The organism is Dyadobacter sp. CY351 (assembly GCF_021502625.1).
Classification (GTDB): domain Bacteria; phylum Bacteroidota; class Bacteroidia; order Cytophagales; family Spirosomataceae; genus Dyadobacter; species Dyadobacter chenhuakuii.
This window is the reverse complement of record NZ_JAKFFU010000002.1, coordinates 343,307-366,261: the sequence shown is the minus strand read 5'-3', so window position 1 is coordinate 366,261 and position 22,955 is coordinate 343,307. Positions and strand designations below refer to the sequence as shown.

The following is a 22,955-nucleotide window of genomic DNA, read 5'->3' as shown; positions in this document are numbered from 1 at the left end:
TGCTGAATCTGGCTGCAAGGTTGCATCGCCGGTATGGTTTTTGAAATAATATATTTAAATACAAAAAGACTACTATGAAAACCTTTCACATTGAAGTGGCGAATGACTCGGAAGAAGAATTGATCACTAAAATCCTCGAAAATTTACAGCAAAAAGGAATGATCCATTTCAGCGAAATTCCTGAGCATGAATCCGCTGCCAGGTCTATGCGGGCATCCGAAGACCAGGTTCACGAGATCATTGACGAAGCAGAGCTTGGCCCCTACTATTCCGAAAAGGAAGCCAAAGACATTCTAAATCTATAAGTTATGCGACCACTCCTGGTCGCATTTCACATTTTCAGAAAAGAGGCAAACCATTTGCCCGAATCCTTAACAGTGCGTTTCTGGGTCTTAAAATCCACATGCACCAGCCCAAATCGGGCTGCGTAGCCTTCTGCCCATTCAAAATTGTCCATCATTGTCCAGGCAAGGTAACCTTTCACTTTCACTCCTTCATTTTTAGCTTTCAATATAGCCGCCAGATATTCCTGATAGAATGATGTTCGCTCAGGATCTTGAACATTTTCTCCCTCAACCTCATCGTGAAAAGCGGCACCATTTTCCGAAACAATGATCTCCCGGATTCCGTCGTACGCGTCAAATTGTTTCAAAATGTGATACATTCCATCACTGCTCACTTCCCAGCCCATAGCTGTTACCGGCACATTCCTGAGTTTTGCAGGGACTTCTTTTAGCCAAACCACCGGTGCGAAATAAGAATGCTTCACCACCACACTGAAATAATTTTGTATACCAATAAAATCAAAGTCAAATTTGAGCCTTTCGGCATCGCCGGGTTGCATGTAACGTTTAATATTTCCTAAAAAACGGAACGCATCTGCCGGGTAACCCATTCCCAATGCGGGCTCAATAAAGAGTCGGTTCATCAATGCGTCGGCGCGTTTGGCAGCGCGTACGTCCCGGAAGCTCGCACTCGCCGGGTATACATATGAACATGAAATGGCTGTTCCAATGTAAGCATCTGCAACATTGCGCCTGATCACTTCCCCACCGATCGCCTGGCACATGGCCAAATGATGCACAACGGGCAAAAAGTTGCTGATACTTTTCCTTCCCGGCGCATGCAATCCCGTGGTGTAACCTAGTCCTGCAACAGCCATCGGCTCGTTGAGCACAATCCATTTTTTGACCCTGTCGCCAAATGCATTTGCACATATCGTGGCGTAGGACTCAAACCATTCCAGAATCCGTCGGTTTTTCCACCCGCCGAGATCTTCAAGTGCTTGCGGAAGGTCCCAGTGATAGAGCGTAATCCATGGAACGATATCAAGTGACAAGCATTTGTCTATCAATTTATTATAAAATAAAATCCCGGCCTCGTTCACTTCGCCGTGACCTTTCGGCAAAATGCGTGACCAGGAAATCGAAAACCTGAATTCCTTGAAACCCAATGCATGGACCAGCTCGATATCGCTTTCGAAACGGTTATAAAAATCACAAGCTATGCGTGCATCATCCCCGTTTTTAATCTTGCCTTTTATCATTGCAAATTTATCCCAGACGCACGGGCCACGGCCATCCACATCCACCGCCCCTTCGATCTGGTAAGCTGCCGTAGCGACTCCCCAGCTGAAATCCGCACCAAAATCCTGCTTATTGAAATGAATATCCGTCGTCACTGCTGCCTTTTTATATGCCGGAAAGTTAGAAACATATTACAAAAGAAAAGCCCTCCACCCGATAATTACGGATGAAGGGCTCTCAAAATATCAAGCGGCTGTTACCTCACGATCAGGATTTTGCGCGTCAGGGTTCCGTCATTGATTTTGACAAAGTATGTTCCCTGATTCAGTTTTCTAACGTCGATCGCATTAGATGCGTCAGGTAATGTGTTCAGAACCAGCACGCCACGCTGATCATAGAACTTAACACTTGAAATGGCCTGGCTGCTGTTCAATACGATGCGGTCTACCGTCGGGTTTGGATACACGCTCAATTGTGCGTCACCATCAAATTTCAGGCTTTTGATCGAACTGAAAGAGAATGTGCCATCCTGATCAACCATTCTTAACCGGTAAAGGTTGGTAGCCAGAGGGTTAGTGTGAGTATAGCTGTATGGAACCAATGATTTGCTTTCGCCTTGTGCTGCCACTATATCAAGGACCGCCCATTTCTTACCGTCACCGCTGTGCTGAACTTCAAAATGATCAGAGTTCGTTTCAGAAGTTGTTGACCAGGATAATGTGGCAACAGCCCCTTCTTTTTTCACATTAAAGGCAGACAATGTTACCGGAAGCGGAGGACCTGAGAAAGTTAAGCAACCTCCGTCAACCGCCAGATAATCTTCTGATCCGGAGCCCTGAATGCGGATTATTGTTGTACCTGATGGAATCGCACCGGCAAGAATGTATTTTTGCAAGCCATAAGGATCGCTGGTCACCAATTTATCGACCTGCTGCGTCAATGTTCCCAGCACTTTATTGGAGCCATTAAGGAAGATCATTTCGATTTTCTGATCCCTGTTCTCTTTTACCGCTGCCCAAATGCTCAATGTAACAGAATTTCCAAGGGATGATTCAAAGGCGAAATCCTGATGGAACGAACCGTTACCTGCTAAGATCAGGCTTTTCGAGCCGCAAACGGCAATGGTAGCATCTGCAAATACGTGTCCTACTGTTGTCCAGTTGGCCGTTCCTTCTTCAAAGCTGGCGTTAACCAATTTATTATCGTTACAAGTCTCGCATTGCGGTGTTGTTGGCGGCGTAAGGGTCATACACACCACGTCGAATTTGAAATAGTTACCTCCGGAAATTACATTGATCCGTACTTTGGTAGCTCCCACTGGTGCCGTTTCGGATAGGTTATATTGCTGTAACTTGTGCTCCTGCGTTACCTGATAGTTCATATGAACCAGGTTTTGAGGTGTTTCGGCAACTGGGATCAATTCGCCTGCGCTGTTATAAAATTCCAGTTTGAACTTGTGGTCCTGATTTGTGTCATGCGTTCCGCCATATACGCTTACATTTACTCTGGTTCCTGAGGTCAGGGTTACATCCTGGTAAACAGTTGCTGCACCCTCGATCAAACCGTTTTTGCTACCGCAGATGCTGTATGGATCATCCTGTCTGAAATTTCCGTTTCCGAATTTCTGCCAATCATTCGTTCCGTTTTCGAAACTTCCGTTTTTCACTGCGTTTTCAGAATCCTTGCAGCAATCAGCAGTTACCGGAGGAGGCGTGATCGACATACAGGCAACATCCACTTTGAAATATGCCCCGCTGGCGTAAAATCTGAACTGAACCTTCACAGCATTTGCAGGAACAACATCCTTCTTTAATGTGAATTTTTTCAGCTTGCCATTTCCGGTAACCTGGTAGTCCATATCAACGGTTACACGCTCATTTTCTATCTCGTTGTTGTTTTTGTCATAGAAACGAAGATAGAATTTATGCGTCTGCCTCACATCGTGCGTACCACCATACACAGTCATATTGATGGCGCTTCCACCTTGCACAGGCACATTTTGATACACATATCCCGACTGATCGATCAAGCCGTTCTTACTGCCGCATTGGTTGTATGCATTGTCAAGACGGAAATTTGTACCGTCTGACTTTTGCCAGTGGTCCAATGATTCAAAATTTCCGTTTTTAAGCGCATTATCGGAATCACTGCAGCCACAATCGCCTGTGGCATAGGCATTTCCGGCAAGTCCGAAGGTTAACAGGAGGGAACAAATGAGTAAAGTAAAATTTTTCATAACATAATTGATTTGTAGTTAATTGGCTGTAATAGCTAGACGTTTAAGTAAAATCTACGGTGCAAATGTATAGTTCAGATCAACTAAAAATATAACTTTTTTTATATTACACTGCACTTAAACTTATGTCTAGTGGGTTTTTTAAATTATTTCTATCAACCTAGGAGCAAGTATTATTACAGTGAATTTTTCAATAATTCACTTCTGATCAGCGATTTACTTTTTATACATATCAACAAGTGGTTGGAACCACACTCACTTACAGTGACGGAGCCATATATAACTATTTCAATTCTAGTCTAATTTAAACGGTATGTACTACACGTTGTCAAGAAGAGCCGATTAGAATGTGAATTAAATGTGTATAGCGGTTACAACTCCCGAGAAGCAGTTTAGTGATCCCAAAAACTTAGAATCAGGAACTAATTGACTGGCTTATAGGAGACGAACCGTTTCTACAAGAAAGGAATTGGATCGTGAGAAAAATTTCTAGTACGCGCGTTCGTAAAGGAGTCTGGAGAGAATGTGAAGCTTGTATGAGACTTGTAGCAGAAGCTAAAAATGCATTGAGAAAATTCGACAAAAAAAATTTGCGTAATTTTTTGAGTTCTACAAAATTCCCTGCCCACTTATGCCGTGTAGAATATAATGTAACGGCTAAGACAGCAAACCAGCAATGTGCCGTTAAAAAATTAACGAAGGAGATAAACAAAAGATTATGAAGCCAGTGCACTTAGATTGCTGACCGCAGGCTCATTTAAAGACATACACCAGACTTACGTCGATCCACCGCAAAATGCAGAAAATTGCATATTTACCAACCGCACACGTATTCAGGAAATTAAAAGTATAAAGCAGCGTAATGTAGAAATACTGTGAGCTTGATATTAAGCAAAGATGGGCTTCGGAGCGCAGACCTCGAAAATCTCACGCAGTTCTTGCAAAGCTTTCCGGATTCTTGACTTTACAGTTCCCAAAGGCAGGCTAAGCCGTTCTGAAACTTCTTCGTGCGTATATCCTTGGAAATAAACCATTTCAATAAGCACTTTACGCTCAGGAAGCAGGCGCTCTACGATTGAGCGAAGATCCATTGTTGCCGGAAGCGGGTTAAAAATCGTAGAGGAAATAAGATCGCCATCGCGGACAAGTTCCAGCTGGATAACGCGTTCCTTTTTCAATTCTACACGCAGCTTGTCAATGGCAGTATTACGCGCAATGTTCAGGATCCAGGTGAAAAGGGTTCCCTTCTCAGAATTGTAGTGGCCGATATTTTTCCAAATTTTCAGAAAGGTATCTTGCATCGCATCACAGGCACGTTCCTCGTCTTTCACAATCTTGACAATGATACCATATAACGCCGAAGAGTAATTATCATACAAATATTCAAAGGCACTACGATCGTTAGATTTCAGAAGGGATACAAGCGTTGCTTCTGTGTAGGTATACTTGGCATTCATGTAGATAGCTTTTTGTCTGGGTTCATGTCCGGCTATATCCGGCTCTTGTGATTTTATTAATATTGTTCCAGTTCCGTTTCCAATCAATCTGTGTAATTTACACCCAATGTGGGATCGGGACTTTACCTAACTATTCACTGCAATGACCTTAAATAGCCTTTTCATATTTGTTTTTATGTGTATAATTCTCGCCTGTTCGTCCGAAAAGCAATCGGTGAATGATGAGGAAAAGCTGCAACAAATCGGTCGGGAATATGTAACACTGGGCCTTACCATTGGCCAGTATGACCCCGATTTTGTAGATGCATATTACGGGCCGGATTCCCGGCGACCGGCAGTGGCAAAGGACACGGCTGATTTCCCGAAAGACAGTTTGACCCTCAGGATCACAGAGCTTAAAAGTCGTGTTACTGACCTGCTAACCAATACAAAAAACGACACAATTCACCACCGCGCTGAGTGGTTGGGCTCACAGCTTACGGCCTTTGAACGCCGGGTAAAGATCGTTGCTGGGGAGCGTGATGCATTTGATACAGAATCCCGGGACCTGTTTGACGCCGTTGCACCGATTTACAATGAAAAACATTTTCAGGACCTGATTGCACAAATGGACAGCATTTTGCCGGGCAAGGGTGCGCTTCCGGACCGGTTTCAGAAGTTAGCTGCGAGGTTTTTGATCCCAAAAGATAAGATTGACACGGTTTTTCAGGTTGCCATTGCGGAAGCGAGGCGACGAACCCTGCAACATTACACATTACCTGCAGGCGAGAATTTCAAGCTCGAATACGTGACGGACAAGCCCTGGTCGGGATATAACTGGTATAAGGGCAATTACCAAAGCGTGATTCAGATCAATATCAGTCAGCCTATCTTTATCCAGAGGGCCATTGACCTTGCCTGCCATGAAGGCTATCCGGGGCATCACGTGTTCAATGTGCTTTTGGAAAAAAATGTTTATTACGATCAGGGTTCGCAGGAAATTTCACTGTATCCGCTGTTCAGTCCGCAGTCGCTCATTGCCGAGGGAAGTGCTAACTATGGCATTTCCATCGCATTTCCCGGCGACTCTCAGGAACAATATTGCAAACAGATTCTGATGCCTTTGGCGAATATTGACACCACCGGCGCGCATCTTTACTTCGAAGCGCTTAAAATAAGCTCTGCCCTGAATTATGCCCGGAATGAAGTTGCCAGAGGACTTATCAATAAATCCATGAATGACAAAGATGCATTGCGCTGGTTAACAGACTATTGCCTGCTGACCGAAAAGGGTGCAACGGATTATTTGAGATTCATCAGAAAATACGGAAGCTATGTGATCAACTACAATTATGGGCAGGACCTGGTCAAAAACTACATTGAGAAAACGTCCGGCCAGGACCAGGAAAAACGCTGGAAAGCATTTGAGAAGTTATTAAGTAATCCGATGAGAGCCAGTGATCTGGTGGCGGCCGACAAAAAATAAATCAAAAGATTGCTTGTAAACCTTCCGGGTCATTATTACCCGAAAGGTTTTTATCATGGCTAGTGACTTTCGTCTGACTCAATGCCCAGGATACTCAAACGATATGGTGTTGCTGAAACTTTGATTTTCTCAACTTTGGAAAAATCTTCGGTATTGATCCGCAGCAATTCTCCGTTTTTCGGTTGGGTAATGTAGATAAACCGCGTTGTTGCTTCAAGCTGCGGCTTTTGGGTTTCATCTTTGGCAGTTGCAGGAATGACCGATCCGGTTTTCTTAACTGTATTAGTTTTTAAGTCAAAAATCTGCACTTCGCCGCTGTGCAGCAGGATCACGAGATTGATCCCTGCATAATCCACTTTTGCCTGCATAATGTCTGTAGTGGCAAGAATGGGCGTTACTGTGTTAGCAGTGATATCAATCAGATAAGCACCTTTCGCGGCAGTGTAACCGATGAATTTTCCGGCTCCCTTCGCTTCCAGTATCGAACCAAACCATGCGTCACCAAAGTCCGCAGGATGTGCAATGAGCCTTTGTTTTCCACTTGGTTCTACAACCAAAATACCACTCGAAGAGCCAAACAAGGACACCGAACCGTTAGTGGCGTTGCCGTGAATGCCTTTCGTTGCCAGCGTTGAAGCAAAAAGCGTTTTACCGGAAGCGTCGATGATTTTCACACGCTCAGGCAATGTGCCCGCTACCGAGCCGTCTTTTACTGTAATGGCATAAGTGCCGTTATCAAACTTCGTCATTGCGCCGTGGTGCGCAACATTTCCTGCATTGACAATCGTCATTTTAGCACCCGGCGTGTGGAAGTCTGCCTCTTTCGCAATGGCCAGTGTGCCGTCCCCGTCATTGAAAGTGATGACCTCATCGCTTTTGCTCTTGAAGTGCGTCGGCTTATTTCCTGTTCCGGTCAAGGCGCCGAACTTAGGGGTTCCTTTCACATCCACATGATCTCCGTGGCCTTCAAAACCAGTATCAAAAAACTGGACATAATTATTGGCACCATTAACCAAAGCACCGAAACGACCTGCCTGCGTTCCATACAAGGCTGATTTAGGAAACTGCGCTTCAAATTTTTCGACAGTCAGCTTAACAGGATCTACCAGTGAGATTTCCTTGCTGCTCTCATCATTGACCAGGATACGGATGAATTTGAATTCGCTTTGCGCGGCGGGAGTAACCGGATTTTCGTCATCCTTATCGCAGGAAGCGAGTGCGAAAACCAGTCCGATTGTGAAGAGTGTTTTGAATAAATGCTTTTTCATAAAAAAAATCTTTAAATGCAACATTGATGCAAATATAGAATCATAGGATTGAATATTGCAACAATGATGCAAATAAAGATTTTAAATATTAATTGCTTAGTTCAAGATCTATGCAATCGCCTCTCTAAGCAGGTTACGGCTCTCTTTTTTCACGAAAGTAATGGGAACGAAATCATCATTGGGAGCGCCTATATAGTAAACCGTCCAATCCGGATCGTGATGTGAAAGCATTTCGCTAATGCAGTCCGCACGATGCGCGACAGGATTTGAGCAGTCTTCCCAATAAAAAAGCTCAACACGATAAAACAAATTTTGCTTGATACCATTAATTGTTACTTCAACTTTAATCTCCTGCTTTCCTTGAAGCGGCGGGATTGGGATAGCGATATGGCTCATGATTGTTTAAGGTTAGAAATGCAACATAGCTGAGTCGTTTAGCAATGAAATTATGGGTTACTCACTTCGTAAAGACTTCACAGGGTTTGTTAATGCCGCCTTAATGCTCTGGAAACTGATCGTTAACAGCGCTACCACCACTGAAAGCGCGCCAGCCAGCGCGAAAATCCACCATTCAATGTCAATCCGATAAGCGAAGTCTTTTAACCAGGTGCTTACGGCCCACCAGGCGATGGGCGAAGCGATCAGAATGGAAGCAATAACGAGTTTTAGAAAATCCTTAGATAGCAGTGCGACGATGCCGGCCACCGAAGCGCCCATCACTTTTCGTACGCCGATCTCTTTAAACCGGCGTTCAGCCGAGTAGGAAGCAAGCCCGAACAAGCCCAGGCAGGAAACGAAAACCGCCAGTGCAGCAAGGATGCCGACAATTTCACTAACCTGGCTATCAGCCTTATATAATGTTGCGAAATGGTCGTCGAGGAAAGAATACTTAAATTCCTGCTGCGGCACAATGTTGCTCCAAATCCCTTGAATGCCCGCAATAGCACGCTTGGCATCATTGCCTTTTATACGCACCGACATCTCTCCATAACCCCAATTCTTTTGGTTAAAAAGACAAAGCGTTTCTATCTTATGGTGCAGTGAATTGAAATTAAAATCCTTCGCTACGCCAACGATCACACCCGCGGAATCCATGCCCGAGAAGCCGAAATGCTTTCCTACCAGTGTTTGAAGCGTCAGTTTAGGCTGGTCTTTTAAAAGTTCTTTGGCCAGGGACTCGTTAACAATGTAAGCCTTTGCATTATCGCCTTCATCATCCCGGAAATTCCGGCCGGCAATGATCTTGATTTTATATAAAGACAAATAATCCGGGTCAACGACCACTTGCGAAGATGCGATCTGTTTTTCCGGCCCGTCGCCATGAAAAGTTACGCCGGTCTGATGTAAATTATTGCCCAGGCGTTGCTGCGAACCGGTTACACCCGACACAAATGAGCTGGCGAGCAACTCCTGTTTGAGAGCCTGATATTTGGGCCCCGACTTGGAATCGAGCGGAATGATCACAACTTGCTCCCTGTCAAACCCCGGGTCTTTTTGCTGCATGTAACGCAATTGCTTCACGGCGAAGCCAGTGGCAATGATGAGAAAGATGGCACTCGAAAACTGTGCGATAACGAGCAGATTCCTGAAATTCGCCTTCCCGGTCCTTAATGTGCCTTTCAAAACCGCGATAGGCTGAAACGAAGACAAGAATACAGCTGGATACAAGCCGGAAAATATGCCAATCACAATGGTTCCGAGCAGGATGCCGCCCAGCAATGAAGGATTGGTAAAAAACGCGAAGTCAAGATCGCGCTGACTAAAATTACTTACGACCGGAATCAGCAACTTCACCATCGCAACTGCCAGCACCAAAGCCATAAATGTCAGCAAAATCGATTCTCCGATAAATTGGCCGGCAAGCTGAAACCGCTGCGCGCCAATGGATTTTCTGATCCCGACCTCCTTTGCTCGGCCTGTAGAGCGGGCCGTGGACAAGTTCATAAAGTTGACGCACGCTATCACGAGCACAATGATGCCTATTACAGAAAATATATACGTGTAACTACGGTCGAATTTCTGATAATTGATATAATCATGGGTGATATCTGTAGATTTGGCGTGGACATCGGAAAGCGGCTGCAAGAAAAGCTCATAATCGCTGGCGCCTTCTTTGCTCATGTGCCTGCCCAGGTAAGCAGGGAATTTCTTTTCTAATGCTGCTATATCTGCACCGGGAGCCAGTTCCAGATAGGTTACCAGCCAGTTACCACCCCAATTGTTCATGTAATCCGGACGCGTGATGGTGCTGAATGAAAATAAGGCATCGAATTGCAGGTGCGAAGTAGCCGGAACATTTTCCATGATGCCGGTTACTTTGAAGGTCAATGTATCCCCGCCATAATGGATTACCGACTTCCCGATCGGGTTTTGTTTTCCAAACAAGCTGGCAGCGCTTTTCTCGGAGAGAACCACTGTATTGGGTTCTTTCAGCACGCTTTGCTTCTGCCCTTCAAGCAGTTTAAAATCAAACATTTCCAGAAAATTAGCATCTACCCACAGTGCTTTGGGAAGCTCTGTCTTCTTTTCCTGATACAGCAATGGAACATTATCGAACTTACTGATGCGGACAAAATCCTTTATCTCGGGATATTCATTTTTGAGTGTGGGGCCCATCGGGAACATTGAAAGCGCCACTTTCTGAGGTGCCACCATGCCTTTGAACTTCTGGACTTCATCGAGCCGGTAAATGTTTTTGGAGTGGATTTTATCAAAACTAAACTCGTAAAAAACAAAAACCATAATGAGCATGCAAGCAGCCATCCCAATGGCGAGGCCGACAATGTTGATCCCGGAAAAAACCTTGTTTTTCCAGATATTGCGAAAAGCAATTTTCAGGTAGTTTTTAAGCATAGCAGAGATAGGGATAAGATTATGTCAGCAACAAACTTATGCCAAAAATTAACCAGTTGGTTATCAAATCCTTACATACAAAAAGGCGAACAAATTTGTCCGATTTCGGACAACTTTGTTCGCCTTTGAACAGCCCCTCAAATGGCCTCTTACCAGGTTCTTTTAATGCCAAAATAACCGCCCGCAGAATCGACAAACAAACTGCCGTTATCAAGTCCGAATTTTGCTGTCAGACTGGTTTTTTTCAAATGTGGAAATGCGTATTCACCAGCTAAATAGGTGGATAATTGCCCGCGAACCGGCTTGAAATTTTCGCCCGGCATCCCGAAATTCTGGCTGTACGAGACCTTCAATGTAAGCGCAAGCATATTCCCCCAGCCTCCCTGCACGCCTGCATACCAAACATTCACACGGTTGCTGGGAAAATAGCGTGAACTCGTCTTCCTTGACTGGTCCATATCCTTACCAGGCACAATAAACGGCGTGCCCACGGTCCGGTCGAAATAAGACCAGCCTTTGGAATATTGAGAATGGTTGAAATAATTATCAGCACCCTGGTAAGTGCTTCCGGGAATATAAAATGTAGATCCCGACTGGTCTTTTGTGGAAAGGAACTCGAATGTTACGCGTGACAGAGCAAAACCTGCACTATTTTGTAATGCATTCATTTTCATATTAATACCGTACAAACCATCCGGCACATTCTTAAAAAGCATACTCGATACATCTTCGAACGGATGCTGATGATACACAAACAGCTGCTTGTCGCCAACCTTAGTTTCAAACGCAAAATCATAGCTTCCCAAATGATTACCTAAACGGTAACTGTCAAAAGAACCGTAACCGTTTTTGGTAAACCAGTTTTTGGAAGTGTAAGCAAGCACCACATTGGGATAGAACTTCCAGGACGATGGCAATTCGCCGTTCACTGCCAGTTCAGGATGTTTTTTGAGCTCCTCGGAATGCCCGGCCCAAAGAACATTGTGGTTTAAACCGAAATAAAATTTACTTTTTGATGTAGGCTTTCCCAGTCGCAGATACATAAACTTCTGATGGAGCCTCACGCCCTTTATATAATCCGTATCAAACCAGCCATGCGAGAAGCCGGCGTGGACAGCGATAAAATTGCGTGTAAATTTCAAGGGAACGAACGTGATGGTTCCGATCTGAACCTTTGGAATAGGAAGGGCATTACCCGAGCCTGCATAAAACCCGGATGATAATGTCGTATCGCCCAGTCCCATCACCTCACGCCTTCTTCCCGCATAAATTTCCAGCATTTTGAACCTCGCCTTCACATGCGCTTCCGGCAACAGAACCTTAAACTGATCCTGTTCATTGTAGTTGAGGACAGGATTTACAGCAAATCCCCAATCTGTTTTTTGCGGACGGTTGGAAAGGCTGTCAAAAAATACATAGTCTTTTCGAATCGTACCCTGGATTTGTCCCGCAGGGCCGGTGTTGGGCACAATGCCGAATTGGTTGGTGCGCAGCCAAAATGGAGTCGTTTCGGGCGAGGAAATGTATGCACCGGCTTCAAGCCCTGCTTTCAAACCTAAGGGCAAAGCATTTCCGTTTTGCGCGTTCACCCGCAGACATTGAAATGTAAAAAGGCAGATTGCAATGTAAAAAATAGCCTTAAACCTGAGCATAACGCAATTATATGAAGGATTACCTTGCAAGATAAAGACGTTTGCACTAAACCTTTCTACCCAAAAATTATTTCAATGTTATTAAACGGCGTTCCCGACCCTACTCACTTTTCAATGTTTGCACCGGATCAAGCAATGCTGCGCGAATAGCCTGGTAACTAACAGTTAATAGCGTGATCACCAATGCTCCTGCGCCTGTTCCGGCAAATATCCACCCCGAAATTTCAGTGCGATAAGCATATTTCATCAACCATTCCTGCATCGCATACCGGGCAACCGGCGTAGCAATTAGAACCGAAATAATCACAAGCCGTACAAAATCCTGTGACAACATTTGCCAGAGGTTACTGACGGAAGCACCCAAAACTTTGCGGATCCCGATTTCTTTTGTCCGCTGTTCGGCCACGAAAGATGCCAGCCCAAAAAGCCCGAGGCAGGAGATAAATATTGCAAGCGATGCAAAGAAACCCGCCAGCTTGCCCATACGCTCTTCTGACCGGAATTTGGCATCGTATTCCTGGTCTGCAAATTTGTATTCAAATGGTACCGTCGGGGTCAGCTTCCTGAAAACCGCTTCGATTTTCGGTAAGGCAGTGCTGGCGCTGGCTTGATCGTTCAGCCTGATATTGACCCAATTTGGAGATCCAAACAAGAAAAAGACGCTAGGCGCCACTTTCTGGAACGGCGATTCCATTACCATGTCCTCCACAACTCCTAAAATCCTGAAATTCTTTTTGACATTACCGGTCATCCATTGGCTCTGCCAGCTTACAGTCTTCCCGACAGGCTGTCTAAAACCAAGTAACCTGGCAGCTGTCTCGTTGATAATGAAACCGGCAGAATCCGAAGCCATATTGGAAAAATTACGGCCTGCAACAAATTTCCAGTTCACAACATCTGCGTACTCGTGTGATACAGTCAACGTACTGAATCCAGGCGGGTTTTCCATTGCCATACCCTCCCAGCTGAAACCTCCGTTTGCTGACCAGACATCGGTAACCGGGCTTTGCGACAGCGCCACTTCCTTCACAACACCCGTCTGTTTCAACTCGGCGCTGATAAGTGTGGATTTTGCATAAAAATCATCTGACTTCATCTCAATCATCAGCAATCCGTCACGTGCGTACCCTACCGGACGGTTCCTGGCAAACCTTATCTGGCTATAAATGATGATGGTGCAGATCACAAGCGCTATTGAAACAGTGAACTGAATAACAACAAGCACTTTACGGGGTATGGAGGCAAATCGGCCAACGTGTATAGTGCTTCCCTTTAACACTTTCATAGGCTGGAAAGAAGCGAGGTAGAATGCGGGATAACTTCCTGCCAAAATGCCTGTTATGAGGATAAATGCAACGCTCATCAACCAAAAATAGGAGCTGCTAAATGGCAGAGCCATTGCCTTGGCAGACAGATCGTTAAACCAGGACAACGACAAATGCAACAAGAGCAGCGCTATCCCAAATGCAAGCATTACAACCAAAAACGACTCCGTAAAAAACTGGCCGATCAATTGCAAACGCAGTGAACCGATCGCCTTGCGAACGCCTACTTCTTTTGCTCGCTTTTCCGAGCGGGCCGTGCTCAGATTCATAAAATTTATACATGCTAGAAAAAGAACGAAAAAGCCGATTACGCCCACCAGCCATACAAATTGTACCGGCCCCAAGTTTACTTCGCCATTCTTAAAAGTGGAATACAAATGCCAGTCGCTCATAGGGAGTATCCACATCTGCGGGTTGGTGGCCACCTCGTTCTTCATGTTATCCATGTGCCGGATGACATTTAATTCCGAATACCTGATCGCCGCCGAAGCCTTTGCAAAATCTGTCCCTGGCTTGATTTGCACATACATCGTCAAAGCATGGTTATCCCACTGCTTTTCACTCATATAGCTGTTTCTAGCAATAAAATAATCCCAGCTTCCCAAAAACTGAACATCGTGAAACTGTGAATTAGCAGGAAAATCTGCATAAATGCCCGAGACTTTTAAAAGCAAGTCAGCATCAACCATAACCACCTTGTTCACCGGATCTTTTGCTCCAAAAAGCGCTTTCGCCGCCGACGCCGATAATATGACCGACTGCCGGTCCTGCAAGCCAGCCCGGGAGCCGCTGAGCATATCTAGGGACAACATTTCGGGACCTGCCGCAGCAATGAACTGGCCTTTTTTGCTCAGCTTCGTTTCACCCACGGTGAGAATATGCTCACTGGTATGCGTGGATGGCACAATGAACCTAAAACTCTCACTATAATTGCTCTTTAATTCTGCTACCAATGGGTAGGGCACCGATTTGGACTTTTGCAATTCACCTGCAAAAGTCTGATCTACGACAACCATACCAATGCGATCATAATTCTTGTGGTTTTTATTAAATGATAATTCATCATAGATCCACAGCCCGGCGAGCATGGCAACCGCCATCCCGATAGCCAATCCGCCTATGTTGATTGCTGAGTAACCTTTATTTTTCAGCAGATTCCTCAGTGCGATTTTCAGATAGTTTCGTAGCATGAAAGGCCTGTTTAGTGATAATCATTTCATTTATTATCTCAATGTTTGCACTGGATTCGCAAGCGCGGCTTTGATGGACTGATAGCCGACAGTAAGGCAAGCGATGGCGACGGCCATTAGTGCGGACACAGCAAAGATCCACCATTCAATGTCGATCCTGAATGCGAAATCCTGCAACCATTTGTTCATAAAATAATAGGACACCGGGCTCGCTATAATGATCGCTATGCCCACCAGGCGCAAAAAATCCATGGATAACAAGGTGGTTATGCTGGCAATGGATGCGCCCAATACTTTGCGAATCCCAATTTCTTTGGTGCGTTGTTCAATGGAGAACAGCGCCAGCCCGAAAAGTCCGAGGCAGGACAGAAATACGGATAAAAGCGCAAACATGGAGGTAAGATTGGAGGCTAACTCTTCTCTTTTGTAAAATCCTGCTATCTCTTCGTCGTAAAAACTATATTGGAACACATATTCCGGAAAGTGTTTCTGCCAGACTTTCATAATGTCCGAAATCGTCGAAGCACTTAAATTTTGCAGCTTGATCCCGGCGCTGCGGTAATGTTTTTTAGATGCGTAAATGACGGTTGGGTCAATGTTGGAATATAGATCTGCGTTGTTGAAATCGGATAAAACACCAACGATCACGCCCGTTTTATTGTCCATGTCACCCACCACCAGACGCTTGTTCAACGCTTCATCAGGCGATTTCAGCCCCAATGCTTTCACTAACTTATTATTAATCAGCAATTCATGAAGCGTATCCGATTGGATCGGGTTGCGACCTGCAATAAGCTTCAATCCGTAAGTTGCCACATAATGGTTATCCGCGCTTCTGGACCGGGCCACAAACTTTTCCCAATCTCGGTTTTCAAATTTAATGCTGCCGCCATTGCCTGCCTGCGATGAAGGCGGATTTCTAAAAAATGAGATGCTGGCGACTTCCTTGATCCTGGGAATTTCGTTGCTTAGGGCTGCAATTTTAGTAGTTCCTGTGTCGGGCAGTCCTACATGCAGTATCAGCTCTTTGTTTAAGCCCAAATCTTTATTTTTCAAATATCTGGATTGCAGAATGATCACCATTGAAACGGCGATCAAAACAAAGGAAATGCTGAATTGCACTACGACAAGCGACTTTCTCACGGAAAACGAACCCCGGTCGTTAGCAACCGCCAGACCCTTGATCGCCCGGACCGGATTAAAATTTGAGATAACAAATGCGGGATAAATGCCCGCTGCGCACACGACAAAAATTAATAGCACAAAGCTGAATGCGAGCAGCTGAAAATCGGCAAACACATTGATATCTAAATTGATTTCCAGCCAGTTACTGATCATTGGCATCAGCAACTTGGAAAGCAGAATGGCCAGAATGAATGATATGCCCGTAAACAAAGCGGCTTCATGAATAAAAAGCCAGAACACTTGCCATTGCGAAACGCCAAGCACCTTCCGGATCCCTACTTCCTTGCTTCTTTTTAAAGATTGGGCGGTTGTAATGTTAATGAAGTTGAAACAAGCAATGAGTATCAGCAGCAAACCAACTGTTGCAAGCATTATAATGGTGTAGTATTTGATTTTACCACCATAATGCATGTTGAAATGGACGTCCGAAAGTGGCTGCAAGTGATAATGGAACACATTGCTGTCCGCACCGTGAATCTTTTTCGCGAATGCGATCAGCTGTCGTTCCAAAGCTTCCTTATCCTCTTCGGAACGCAGGCTCACATACGTTTCCCGGTTGCTATCGATCCAGCCCCAGTCTTCATAGCCATATTCGGGAATCAGCTTCTTTAATGTAGGAAGTGAAACGAAGATGTCTTTTTTAAAATCAGTTTGCTCTGGAAAATCCTTGATAACGCCGGCAACTGTAACATTTTCAGCATTATTGATCCGGATCAGGCGGCCCATCGGATTTGATTTCCCAAAGTATTTTCTTGCGTAACGCTCTGTCAGGACAGCCTGTCCCGGGAGGTTCAAAACTGTTGCATTACCGGCAATAAACTGATAATCAAATATTTTAAAGAATTCAGAATCCGTGAAAGCCGCGGATGATTTTTCAAAAAACTTCCTTGAATTGTTGGCCTCCTCCATGCTGAGCGTTAATTCACGCTGAGCCAGGTAAGCGGCATGCGAAACATTTGCAAACTCCTTCCTGAGCGCTGTATGCAAAGGAAAAGCCGAGCCCTTCTCATGCTCCACGGAACCATCCTCCAAATGCAGATCAACCACCATACGGAAGATCTTATCCGCCTGCCGATGATGCTTATCAACACCTAAATGATAGGAAACCAGCTGAAAAATAATGATCGCCCCAGCCATACCAATCCCCAGACCGGTCATATTGATAGCCGAGTAAACCTTATTCTTCACCAAATTCCGCCAGGCAATGCTAAAATAATTCCGAAGCATAATAAATTAAATTCACTCATTCACTCATTCACTCATTGAATAATCATTCACTCCGAAGACTTTTCACCGGATTCATCAGCGCCGCCCTGATACTCTGGAAACTCACAGTGGCGAATGCGATGGCCGCTGATAAAAAGGCTGCAACTGCAAAGATCCACCAGTAAATGTCGGTCTTATAAGCAAAGTTTTCCAACCAGCGGTACATTCCGTAATATGCTATTGGCGAAGCGATCACAAATGCAATGAGCACCAATTTCAAAAAGTCTTTGGATAATAACCCTACAATGCTGCCGGTTGAGGCTCCCATTACTTTCCGCACGCCGATTTCCTTTGTGCGCTGCATGGTGCTGTAAGAGGCCAAGCCAAGCAATCCAAGGCATGAAATAAAGATGGCGAGGATGGCAAAATTGAAGAAAAGCTTTTCAAAACGCTCTTCACTCCTGTACTGCCGGTCGAAGAACTCGTCCATAAAATAGTAACTAAACGGACGGTTTGGCATGACCGTCTTCCATTTTTGCTCCACAGCTGCAACGGTTTCCTTAATGTTGCCTCCATCGATTTTGATGGAAACCAGCTCGCTGCCGCGTGGCTCGATGCGCATGGTCAATGGCTTAATCGTTTCCTGCAAAGACCGGAAGTGAAAATCTTTGACAACCCCCACAATCTTGCCCTCACGGCCCCATTGCTTAAACCTGCGACCAATGGCTTCTTCCGGCGAGCTGTAACCAAACAACTTTACGGCGGCTTCGTTCATCACCATTGCCTGCGTCGTATCGGTTCCAAAATCCCTTGAAAACGGACGTCCGGCAGCCATTTTCAGGCCAAATTGCGCGATATAATCAAAGTCAACGAAATACAGGTCCAGGTTTGCGATCTGTAAATCCCCGCTTTTGTTCTCAATTTCTGAGTATGCGCCCGGATTACCGCTGCCCGGCACGCTGGAAGATGTCGCTGTGGACTTTACGCCGGTAAGATCTGCCAGCGATTGCTTGAATGCATCTTTTTTGGGATCGCCCTGGGAGTTTACGATCATCATCTGGTCTTTACTAAACCCAAGATCGCGGTTTCGCATGAAATCCATCTGGATGTAAACCACAATGGTCGCAATGATCAATGCGATCGATATTGCAAATTGAATGGTTACCAACGATTTTCTTAACAAAATCCCCTTCACACTTGTCGTAAAACGACCTTTCAGTACAACTACGGGCTCGAATGAAGACAAAACCAAAGCCGGATATATCCCTGCTACGATCCCGATAATCACCGCAGCAACGAACATTCCAGCCACAAAAGGCAGGTTATCAAGAATTCCGGTGCTGATAATTTTACCGGAAAGGTTATTGAAAAGTGGGATCAATGCAGTGGAGAGCACGACGGCGAAGACAAATGCGATCAAGCACAAAAGAATGGACTCGCTGATAAACTGCCTCGCTACGAGCATCTTAGGAGCACCTACGACTTTGCGAATCCCCACTTCCTTCGCCCGCTCCACCGAACGCGCCGTAGTAAGATTCACAAAATTAATGCAGGCAATCAGCAAAATAAAGATGGCCACAACCGAGAATACGTAAACATTATTCATGCTGCCCGACTCTTCGGCGTCCCTGGTCGATTTGAGGTAAACATCGCGCAGCGGCTCCAGGAAAAGCTTATAATACATTTGCGACTCTTTCATTGTTTTCCCAGCGCGCCGTTCAAGGAATGCAGGAAACTTGCTTTCAAGCGCCGTTTTTGTCGCACCGGGCGTGAGTAACAAATAGGTTGTTGCACCAAAGTTGCCCCATTGATCGTCCAGTCCTTTATTGAAGCGCTGCGTCATGGTTGTCATCGAGAGGATCATGTCGCCTTTGATCTGCGAATTTTCGGGAATATCCTTCATTACGCCCGTTACCTTAGCTGGCAGACCCTCGCCCGAAAGCAACAATGTCTGGCCAATGGGGTCTGCGTCTCCGAAATATTTTTTGGCCGCTTTTTCTGTAAAAACAATGCTTAATTGTTCCTTTAGAGCAGTTTTAGGATCTCCTTTGATTAGTTTAAAATCAAAAACCTGGAACAGGGTTGAATCGGCGAAAAGCGTTTTTTCTTCCTGGAATTTAATATCCCCTTTTCTTACTAAAAAGCTGCCGCTGCTCACCCGCGTAAAAGCTTCCACTTCGGGGAAATCACTTTTAATGTTCGGCGCAAACGCCCACGATGTAATACCCGCATTAATAGTCTCCGAAGGCGTTTTGATATCAGTTACCAGCCTGTAAATGCGATCAGACTTGGTATTGAACGCGTCATAACTCAGTTCGAAATTCACGTAAAGAAATATCAGGAAACAGGCCGACATCCCGACCGTAAGTCCCATGATATTGATAAAAGAGAACACTTTGTGCTTCCACAAATTCCGAAAGGCAATTTTAAGGTAGTTTCTGAGCATGGTTATGGGTCGAAAAAAATTATAGAGGAAGCGCCCGCTGAGCGCTCTGAGCACAATCAAAACATATGTGCCAAATTTTACATCGAATACAACTAACTGACTAATAAATGATTATCCTTTAAAACAAAAAAATTAGCTGTCCGAAATCGGACAGCTAATTTTTAACCTGAACACAGGAAAAATCTTAGTTATAGTTGAATGCTATTTCATTTCCATAGACCACCGAGTTGTCTTCTAAAATAGCATAAGCACGGTAATAAACATTACCTCCACAAACTTCTCCGGATAACTTATGCTTAGGCCCGGGAAGAAATGGCATCGGAAAAACTTCTTTCATATCACTCTCAACAACAGGATTACCTACGCGGGGATTACCAACTCCTGTTGTAGTGTAAACGATTCCATACTCTTTCACTGTCTTCGTGCCCACATCCTTAATGTCCAGATTAAAAGTGTAACTACACTTCCAACCGTTACCCGAAGTCCATTTCAGCGTTTCCAACTGAGGCGGATTTCCAGGGAGCTCGTGATCCACACAAGCTTGCGTGAAAAGCATTAATGCAAAAATCAGGGAATAATAGAGCGTACGGCGCATATAAATAGTTGTTTGAGATAATTAAATATGACCATAATACAACAAATATTACTAAATATTGGCCAAAACTTCAATACTAAGTCCCACAGAATTATTAATCGGTCTGCAATATACGTTTAGTCACTCTTTAACGACTTAACAGGGTTCATCAATGCAGCCTTAATGCTCTGAAAACTTACCGTCGTGAATGCGATGAAAATGGCCGTTACAGCGCTGATGGCAAACATCCACCAGCTTATAGTAATCTTATATTCAAAGTCTTGCAGCCATTTATTCATAAAATACCAGGCAACGGGCGACGCAAGCACAATGGCGATAAATACCAGCAACAGGAAGTCTCTGGAAAGCAATGCGACAATGCTGGATACAGATGCACCAAGCACCTTTCGAACGCCGATTTCCTTCATGCGCTGCTGGGCCATAAATGTGGCTAGCCCAAATAATCCAAGGCATGCGATGAAGATGGAAAGCCCCGCGAAAATCTGATAGAGTAAGCTCAATTGCCGGTCCTGATTGTAAAACTCCTCAATGCTCTGATCAAAAAATTTCCCTTGTAAAGTCACCTCCGGAAACACGCGCGCATATATCTTTTCGATCTCACCAACTGCCCTTGACACGTTTTTGGTCTGGATCTTGATTCCCGCGAGCCAGTAAAATTTTGGCACAGGCATGATCATGATCGGCTTGGCGGCATCCCTTGCTGAATTAGCCTTAAAATCCTTTACGACACCAACGATAGGCTGCCATTCTCCGCCACCCATACGGATATTTTTTCCAATGGCCTCTTGCGGATCTTTAATCCCGACCTTATGCAGAAATGTTTCATTCACAACGCAGGAACCGATGGAATCGCCTGCCTGATAGGGCCCGCCAGCCGCGAATTCCATCCCGTAAGCCTGGAAATAATGATGGTCGGCAAATTTGTTGAAAACCTGAAAATCCTCGTCTTTTCCCTTATTGTCAAAAGCAAAATTGCCGGACCAGTTATCATCAGAAGAAGGAACATCGGATGAGAAGCTGACGGAAGAGATGTCAGGACTTTGCAGGAGTTCATTTCTTAATGTTTCAAAACGGGTTTGATATGCTTCGTCCAGATTCACGGAATAGACTCCTTCTTTGACAAATCCAAGATCGAGGTTGCCGATGTATTTCATCTGCGCAATGGTCACAATGGTGCCTACGACCAGAATCTGAGAAATGCCAAATTGAATGATAATAAGCGCTTTTTGTAAGGAAACACCACCCAGCGACCGGTTTGCGATCTTACTCTTAATCGCTTCTATCGGCCGGAAACCCGACATCACCACCGCCGGATAGAATCCCGCGACAAAGCTTACGATAATAGTGAGAGCGCCAATAAAAAGCCAAAGCTGCGGATTTTTTACGACGGGAAGGTCCGCAGGAACACGTGATATTTTACCAAGTAAAGGCATGCTAAGCATGGCAATAAATACTCCAAGTACGACCGCAAAACCAACTATGAGGACAGTTTCGCTTAAAAACTGCCGTATCAGTTCTGAGCGACCGCTTCCAAGCACCTTCCGCACACCAACCTCTTTTGAACGACGGACAGATTGGACAGTAGCCAGGTTGATGAAATTAATACAAGCCATTGAAATAATAAGAATTCCAATCACTACAAGCGTCCAGAGCACGTCCTTACCCATGATATGGTCGGAATAATTGACAAAACGGTCGTCATAATGCTGGTCTGCGAGCGGGCTGAGGAAGTGCTTTATCTTGAAATTATCCTTCTTGCTATTGTAATGTTTAGAAACAAATTTTACCAAAAGCTTGTCAATGCTGGCCGGTGCGACATTCTCAGGCAGAAGCACAAAAAGCTGATCATTGCTGCTTGTACCGCCCCAACTTTCGAAGCCCCCGAAGCCAAATAGCTGTGGCTGCTGTCTTTTGGATTCATAGGAAACCACCATGTCAATGGGGAAATCCGTGTTAATCGGCGGATTGGCCAGGATCCCGCCTACTTTCATCACTGTCTTGTTATTAATCTTAACGAATTGTCCTATGGCCTCTTGCCAGTTGCCAAAGTATTTTTCGGCACGCCGCTGAGAAAGCACGATCACATTCGGGTCTTTCAAAACCGATTTCGAGCCTGCTAAGAATGGAAAGTCAAAGACATCAAAGAACTCTGGAACAGTAAGTAAACCGTCATCATCCTCGTAATATTTTTTTTCGGAAGTTTGATTATTAGCATCCTTGCCTAGCACCGTGACCTGCGGTTCAAGCGTGCCATAGACCGGCACCAGCTTTTCAAATTGCGGCACGTCCACTTTTAATGCTGCGTAAAATGGCAACGGACTTCCGGGTGTATAATCGGTTTGTCCGGTGACGTAATCCGTTTGCTTTACAATCCGGTAAATGCGGTCGTATTTGCTGTGAAATTTGTCAAATCCCGACTCATAGGAATATACGACGTAAAGCAACAAACAGGCGGCCACACCCACAGACAAGCCCAAGACATTGAGAATGGTGTAGTTGCGATAACGCAGAATGGTCCGCAATGCAACTTTGAGATGATTTTTAAGCATAA

14 protein-coding genes are annotated in these 22,955 nt (G+C 44.9%); 2 read left to right on the top strand and 12 right to left on the bottom strand.

Going from position 1 to position 22,955, the window contains the following annotated elements:
• The first annotated feature begins 74 nt into the window (after nucleotides 1-74).
• On the top strand, nucleotides 75-305 hold the full coding sequence (locus L0660_RS03575; protein WP_235158213.1) for a hypothetical protein: 231 nt from the start codon (nucleotides 75-77) through the stop codon (nucleotides 303-305).
• A 26-nt stretch (nucleotides 306-331) separates the two neighbouring features.
• Here the strand turns inward: L0660_RS03575 and L0660_RS03570 are convergent, their stop codons facing one another.
• The 3 genes from L0660_RS03570 to L0660_RS03560 form a co-directional block, all read right to left on the bottom strand.
• Nucleotides 332-1,681 (bottom strand): GH1 family beta-glucosidase, encoded by a 1,350-nt coding sequence (locus tag L0660_RS03570; protein WP_235158212.1) that lies wholly within the window; start codon nucleotides 1,679-1,681, stop codon nucleotides 332-334.
• A 101-nt stretch (nucleotides 1,682-1,782) separates the two neighbouring features.
• Nucleotides 1,783-3,762: a T9SS type A sorting domain-containing protein gene (locus L0660_RS03565; protein ID WP_235158211.1), complete on the bottom strand. Its 1,980-nt coding sequence runs from the start codon at nucleotides 3,760-3,762 to the stop codon at nucleotides 1,783-1,785.
• Between the two features lie 887 nt (nucleotides 3,763-4,649).
• Nucleotides 4,650-5,219: an RNA polymerase sigma factor gene (locus L0660_RS03560; RefSeq protein ID WP_233795595.1), complete on the bottom strand. Its 570-nt coding sequence runs from the start codon at nucleotides 5,217-5,219 to the stop codon at nucleotides 4,650-4,652.
• A gap of 175 nt (nucleotides 5,220-5,394) precedes the next feature.
• On the opposite strand from L0660_RS03560, the gene L0660_RS03555 reads away from it, so the two are divergent.
• Nucleotides 5,395-6,684 (top strand): hypothetical protein, encoded by a 1,290-nt coding sequence (locus tag L0660_RS03555; protein WP_235158210.1) that lies wholly within the window; start codon nucleotides 5,395-5,397, stop codon nucleotides 6,682-6,684.
• A 59-nt stretch (nucleotides 6,685-6,743) separates the two neighbouring features.
• Here L0660_RS03555 and L0660_RS03550 read toward each other — a convergent pair whose 3' ends face one another.
• The 9 genes from L0660_RS03550 to L0660_RS03510 all read right to left on the bottom strand — a co-directional run bounded on the left by L0660_RS03550 (nucleotide 6,744) and on the right by L0660_RS03510 (nucleotide 22,953).
• On the bottom strand, nucleotides 6,744-7,952 hold the full coding sequence (locus L0660_RS03550; protein ID WP_235158209.1) for a hypothetical protein: 1,209 nt from the start codon (nucleotides 7,950-7,952) through the stop codon (nucleotides 6,744-6,746).
• 108 nt (nucleotides 7,953-8,060) lie between these two features.
• Entirely contained in the window at nucleotides 8,061-8,348 is a 288-nt protein-coding gene (locus L0660_RS03545) for a hypothetical protein (RefSeq protein ID WP_026632302.1), read from the bottom strand.
• 57 nt (nucleotides 8,349-8,405) lie between these two features.
• A complete protein-coding gene (locus tag L0660_RS03540; RefSeq protein WP_235158208.1) occupies nucleotides 8,406-10,805 on the bottom strand; it encodes an ABC transporter permease in 2,400 nt (799 codons plus the stop codon).
• Nucleotides 10,806-10,954: 149 nt separating this feature from the next.
• Entirely contained in the window at nucleotides 10,955-12,457 is a 1,503-nt protein-coding gene (locus tag L0660_RS03535; protein WP_235158207.1) for a capsule assembly Wzi family protein, read from the bottom strand.
• 100 nt (nucleotides 12,458-12,557) lie between these two features.
• Nucleotides 12,558-14,972 carry an ABC transporter permease gene (locus L0660_RS03530; RefSeq protein ID WP_235158206.1) on the bottom strand — a complete coding sequence of 805 codons (2,415 nt, stop codon included), beginning with the start codon at nucleotides 14,970-14,972 and terminating at the stop codon, nucleotides 12,558-12,560.
• A gap of 33 nt (nucleotides 14,973-15,005) precedes the next feature.
• On the bottom strand, nucleotides 15,006-17,384 hold the full coding sequence (locus L0660_RS03525) for an FtsX-like permease family protein (protein ID WP_235158205.1): 2,379 nt from the start codon (nucleotides 17,382-17,384) through the stop codon (nucleotides 15,006-15,008).
• 43 nt (nucleotides 17,385-17,427) lie between these two features.
• Nucleotides 17,428-19,809, bottom strand: a complete 2,382-nt coding sequence (locus L0660_RS03520; protein WP_235158204.1) for an ABC transporter permease — start codon at nucleotides 19,807-19,809, stop codon at nucleotides 17,428-17,430.
• 184 nt (nucleotides 19,810-19,993) lie between these two features.
• Entirely contained in the window at nucleotides 19,994-20,404 is a 411-nt protein-coding gene (locus L0660_RS03515; RefSeq protein WP_235158203.1) for a hypothetical protein, read from the bottom strand.
• Nucleotides 20,405-20,520: 116 nt separating this feature from the next.
• Entirely contained in the window at nucleotides 20,521-22,953 is a 2,433-nt protein-coding gene (locus L0660_RS03510) for an ABC transporter permease (protein ID WP_235158202.1), read from the bottom strand.
• Nucleotides 22,954-22,955 lie beyond the last annotated feature (2 nt).

Coding starts and splice junctions, on each gene's coding strand:
- L0660_RS03575 (WP_235158213.1), top strand. CDS start 75: ATGAAAACCTTTCACATTGAAGTGGCGAATGACTCGGAAGAAGAATTG.
- L0660_RS03565 (WP_235158211.1), bottom strand. CDS start 3,762: ATGAAAAATTTTACTTTACTCATTTGTTCCCTCCTGTTAACCTTCGGA.
- L0660_RS03560 (WP_233795595.1), bottom strand. CDS start 5,219: ATGAATGCCAAGTATACCTACACAGAAGCAACGCTTGTATCCCTTCTG.
- L0660_RS03555 (WP_235158210.1), top strand. CDS start 5,395: ATGTGTATAATTCTCGCCTGTTCGTCCGAAAAGCAATCGGTGAATGAT.
- L0660_RS03550 (WP_235158209.1), bottom strand. CDS start 7,952: ATGAAAAAGCATTTATTCAAAACACTCTTCACAATCGGACTGGTTTTC.
- L0660_RS03545 (WP_026632302.1), bottom strand. CDS start 8,348: ATGAGCCATATCGCTATCCCAATCCCGCCGCTTCAAGGAAAGCAGGAG.
- L0660_RS03540 (WP_235158208.1), bottom strand. CDS start 10,805: ATGCTTAAAAACTACCTGAAAATTGCTTTTCGCAATATCTGGAAAAAC.
- L0660_RS03535 (WP_235158207.1), bottom strand. CDS start 12,457: ATGCTCAGGTTTAAGGCTATTTTTTACATTGCAATCTGCCTTTTTACA.
- L0660_RS03530 (WP_235158206.1), bottom strand. CDS start 14,972: ATGCTACGAAACTATCTGAAAATCGCACTGAGGAATCTGCTGAAAAAT.
- L0660_RS03525 (WP_235158205.1), bottom strand. CDS start 17,384: ATGCTTCGGAATTATTTTAGCATTGCCTGGCGGAATTTGGTGAAGAAT.
- L0660_RS03520 (WP_235158204.1), bottom strand. CDS start 19,809: ATGCTCAGAAACTACCTTAAAATTGCCTTTCGGAATTTGTGGAAGCAC.
- L0660_RS03515 (WP_235158203.1), bottom strand. CDS start 20,404: ATGCGCCGTACGCTCTATTATTCCCTGATTTTTGCATTAATGCTTTTC.
- L0660_RS03510 (WP_235158202.1), bottom strand. CDS start 22,953: ATGCTTAAAAATCATCTCAAAGTTGCATTGCGGACCATTCTGCGTTAT.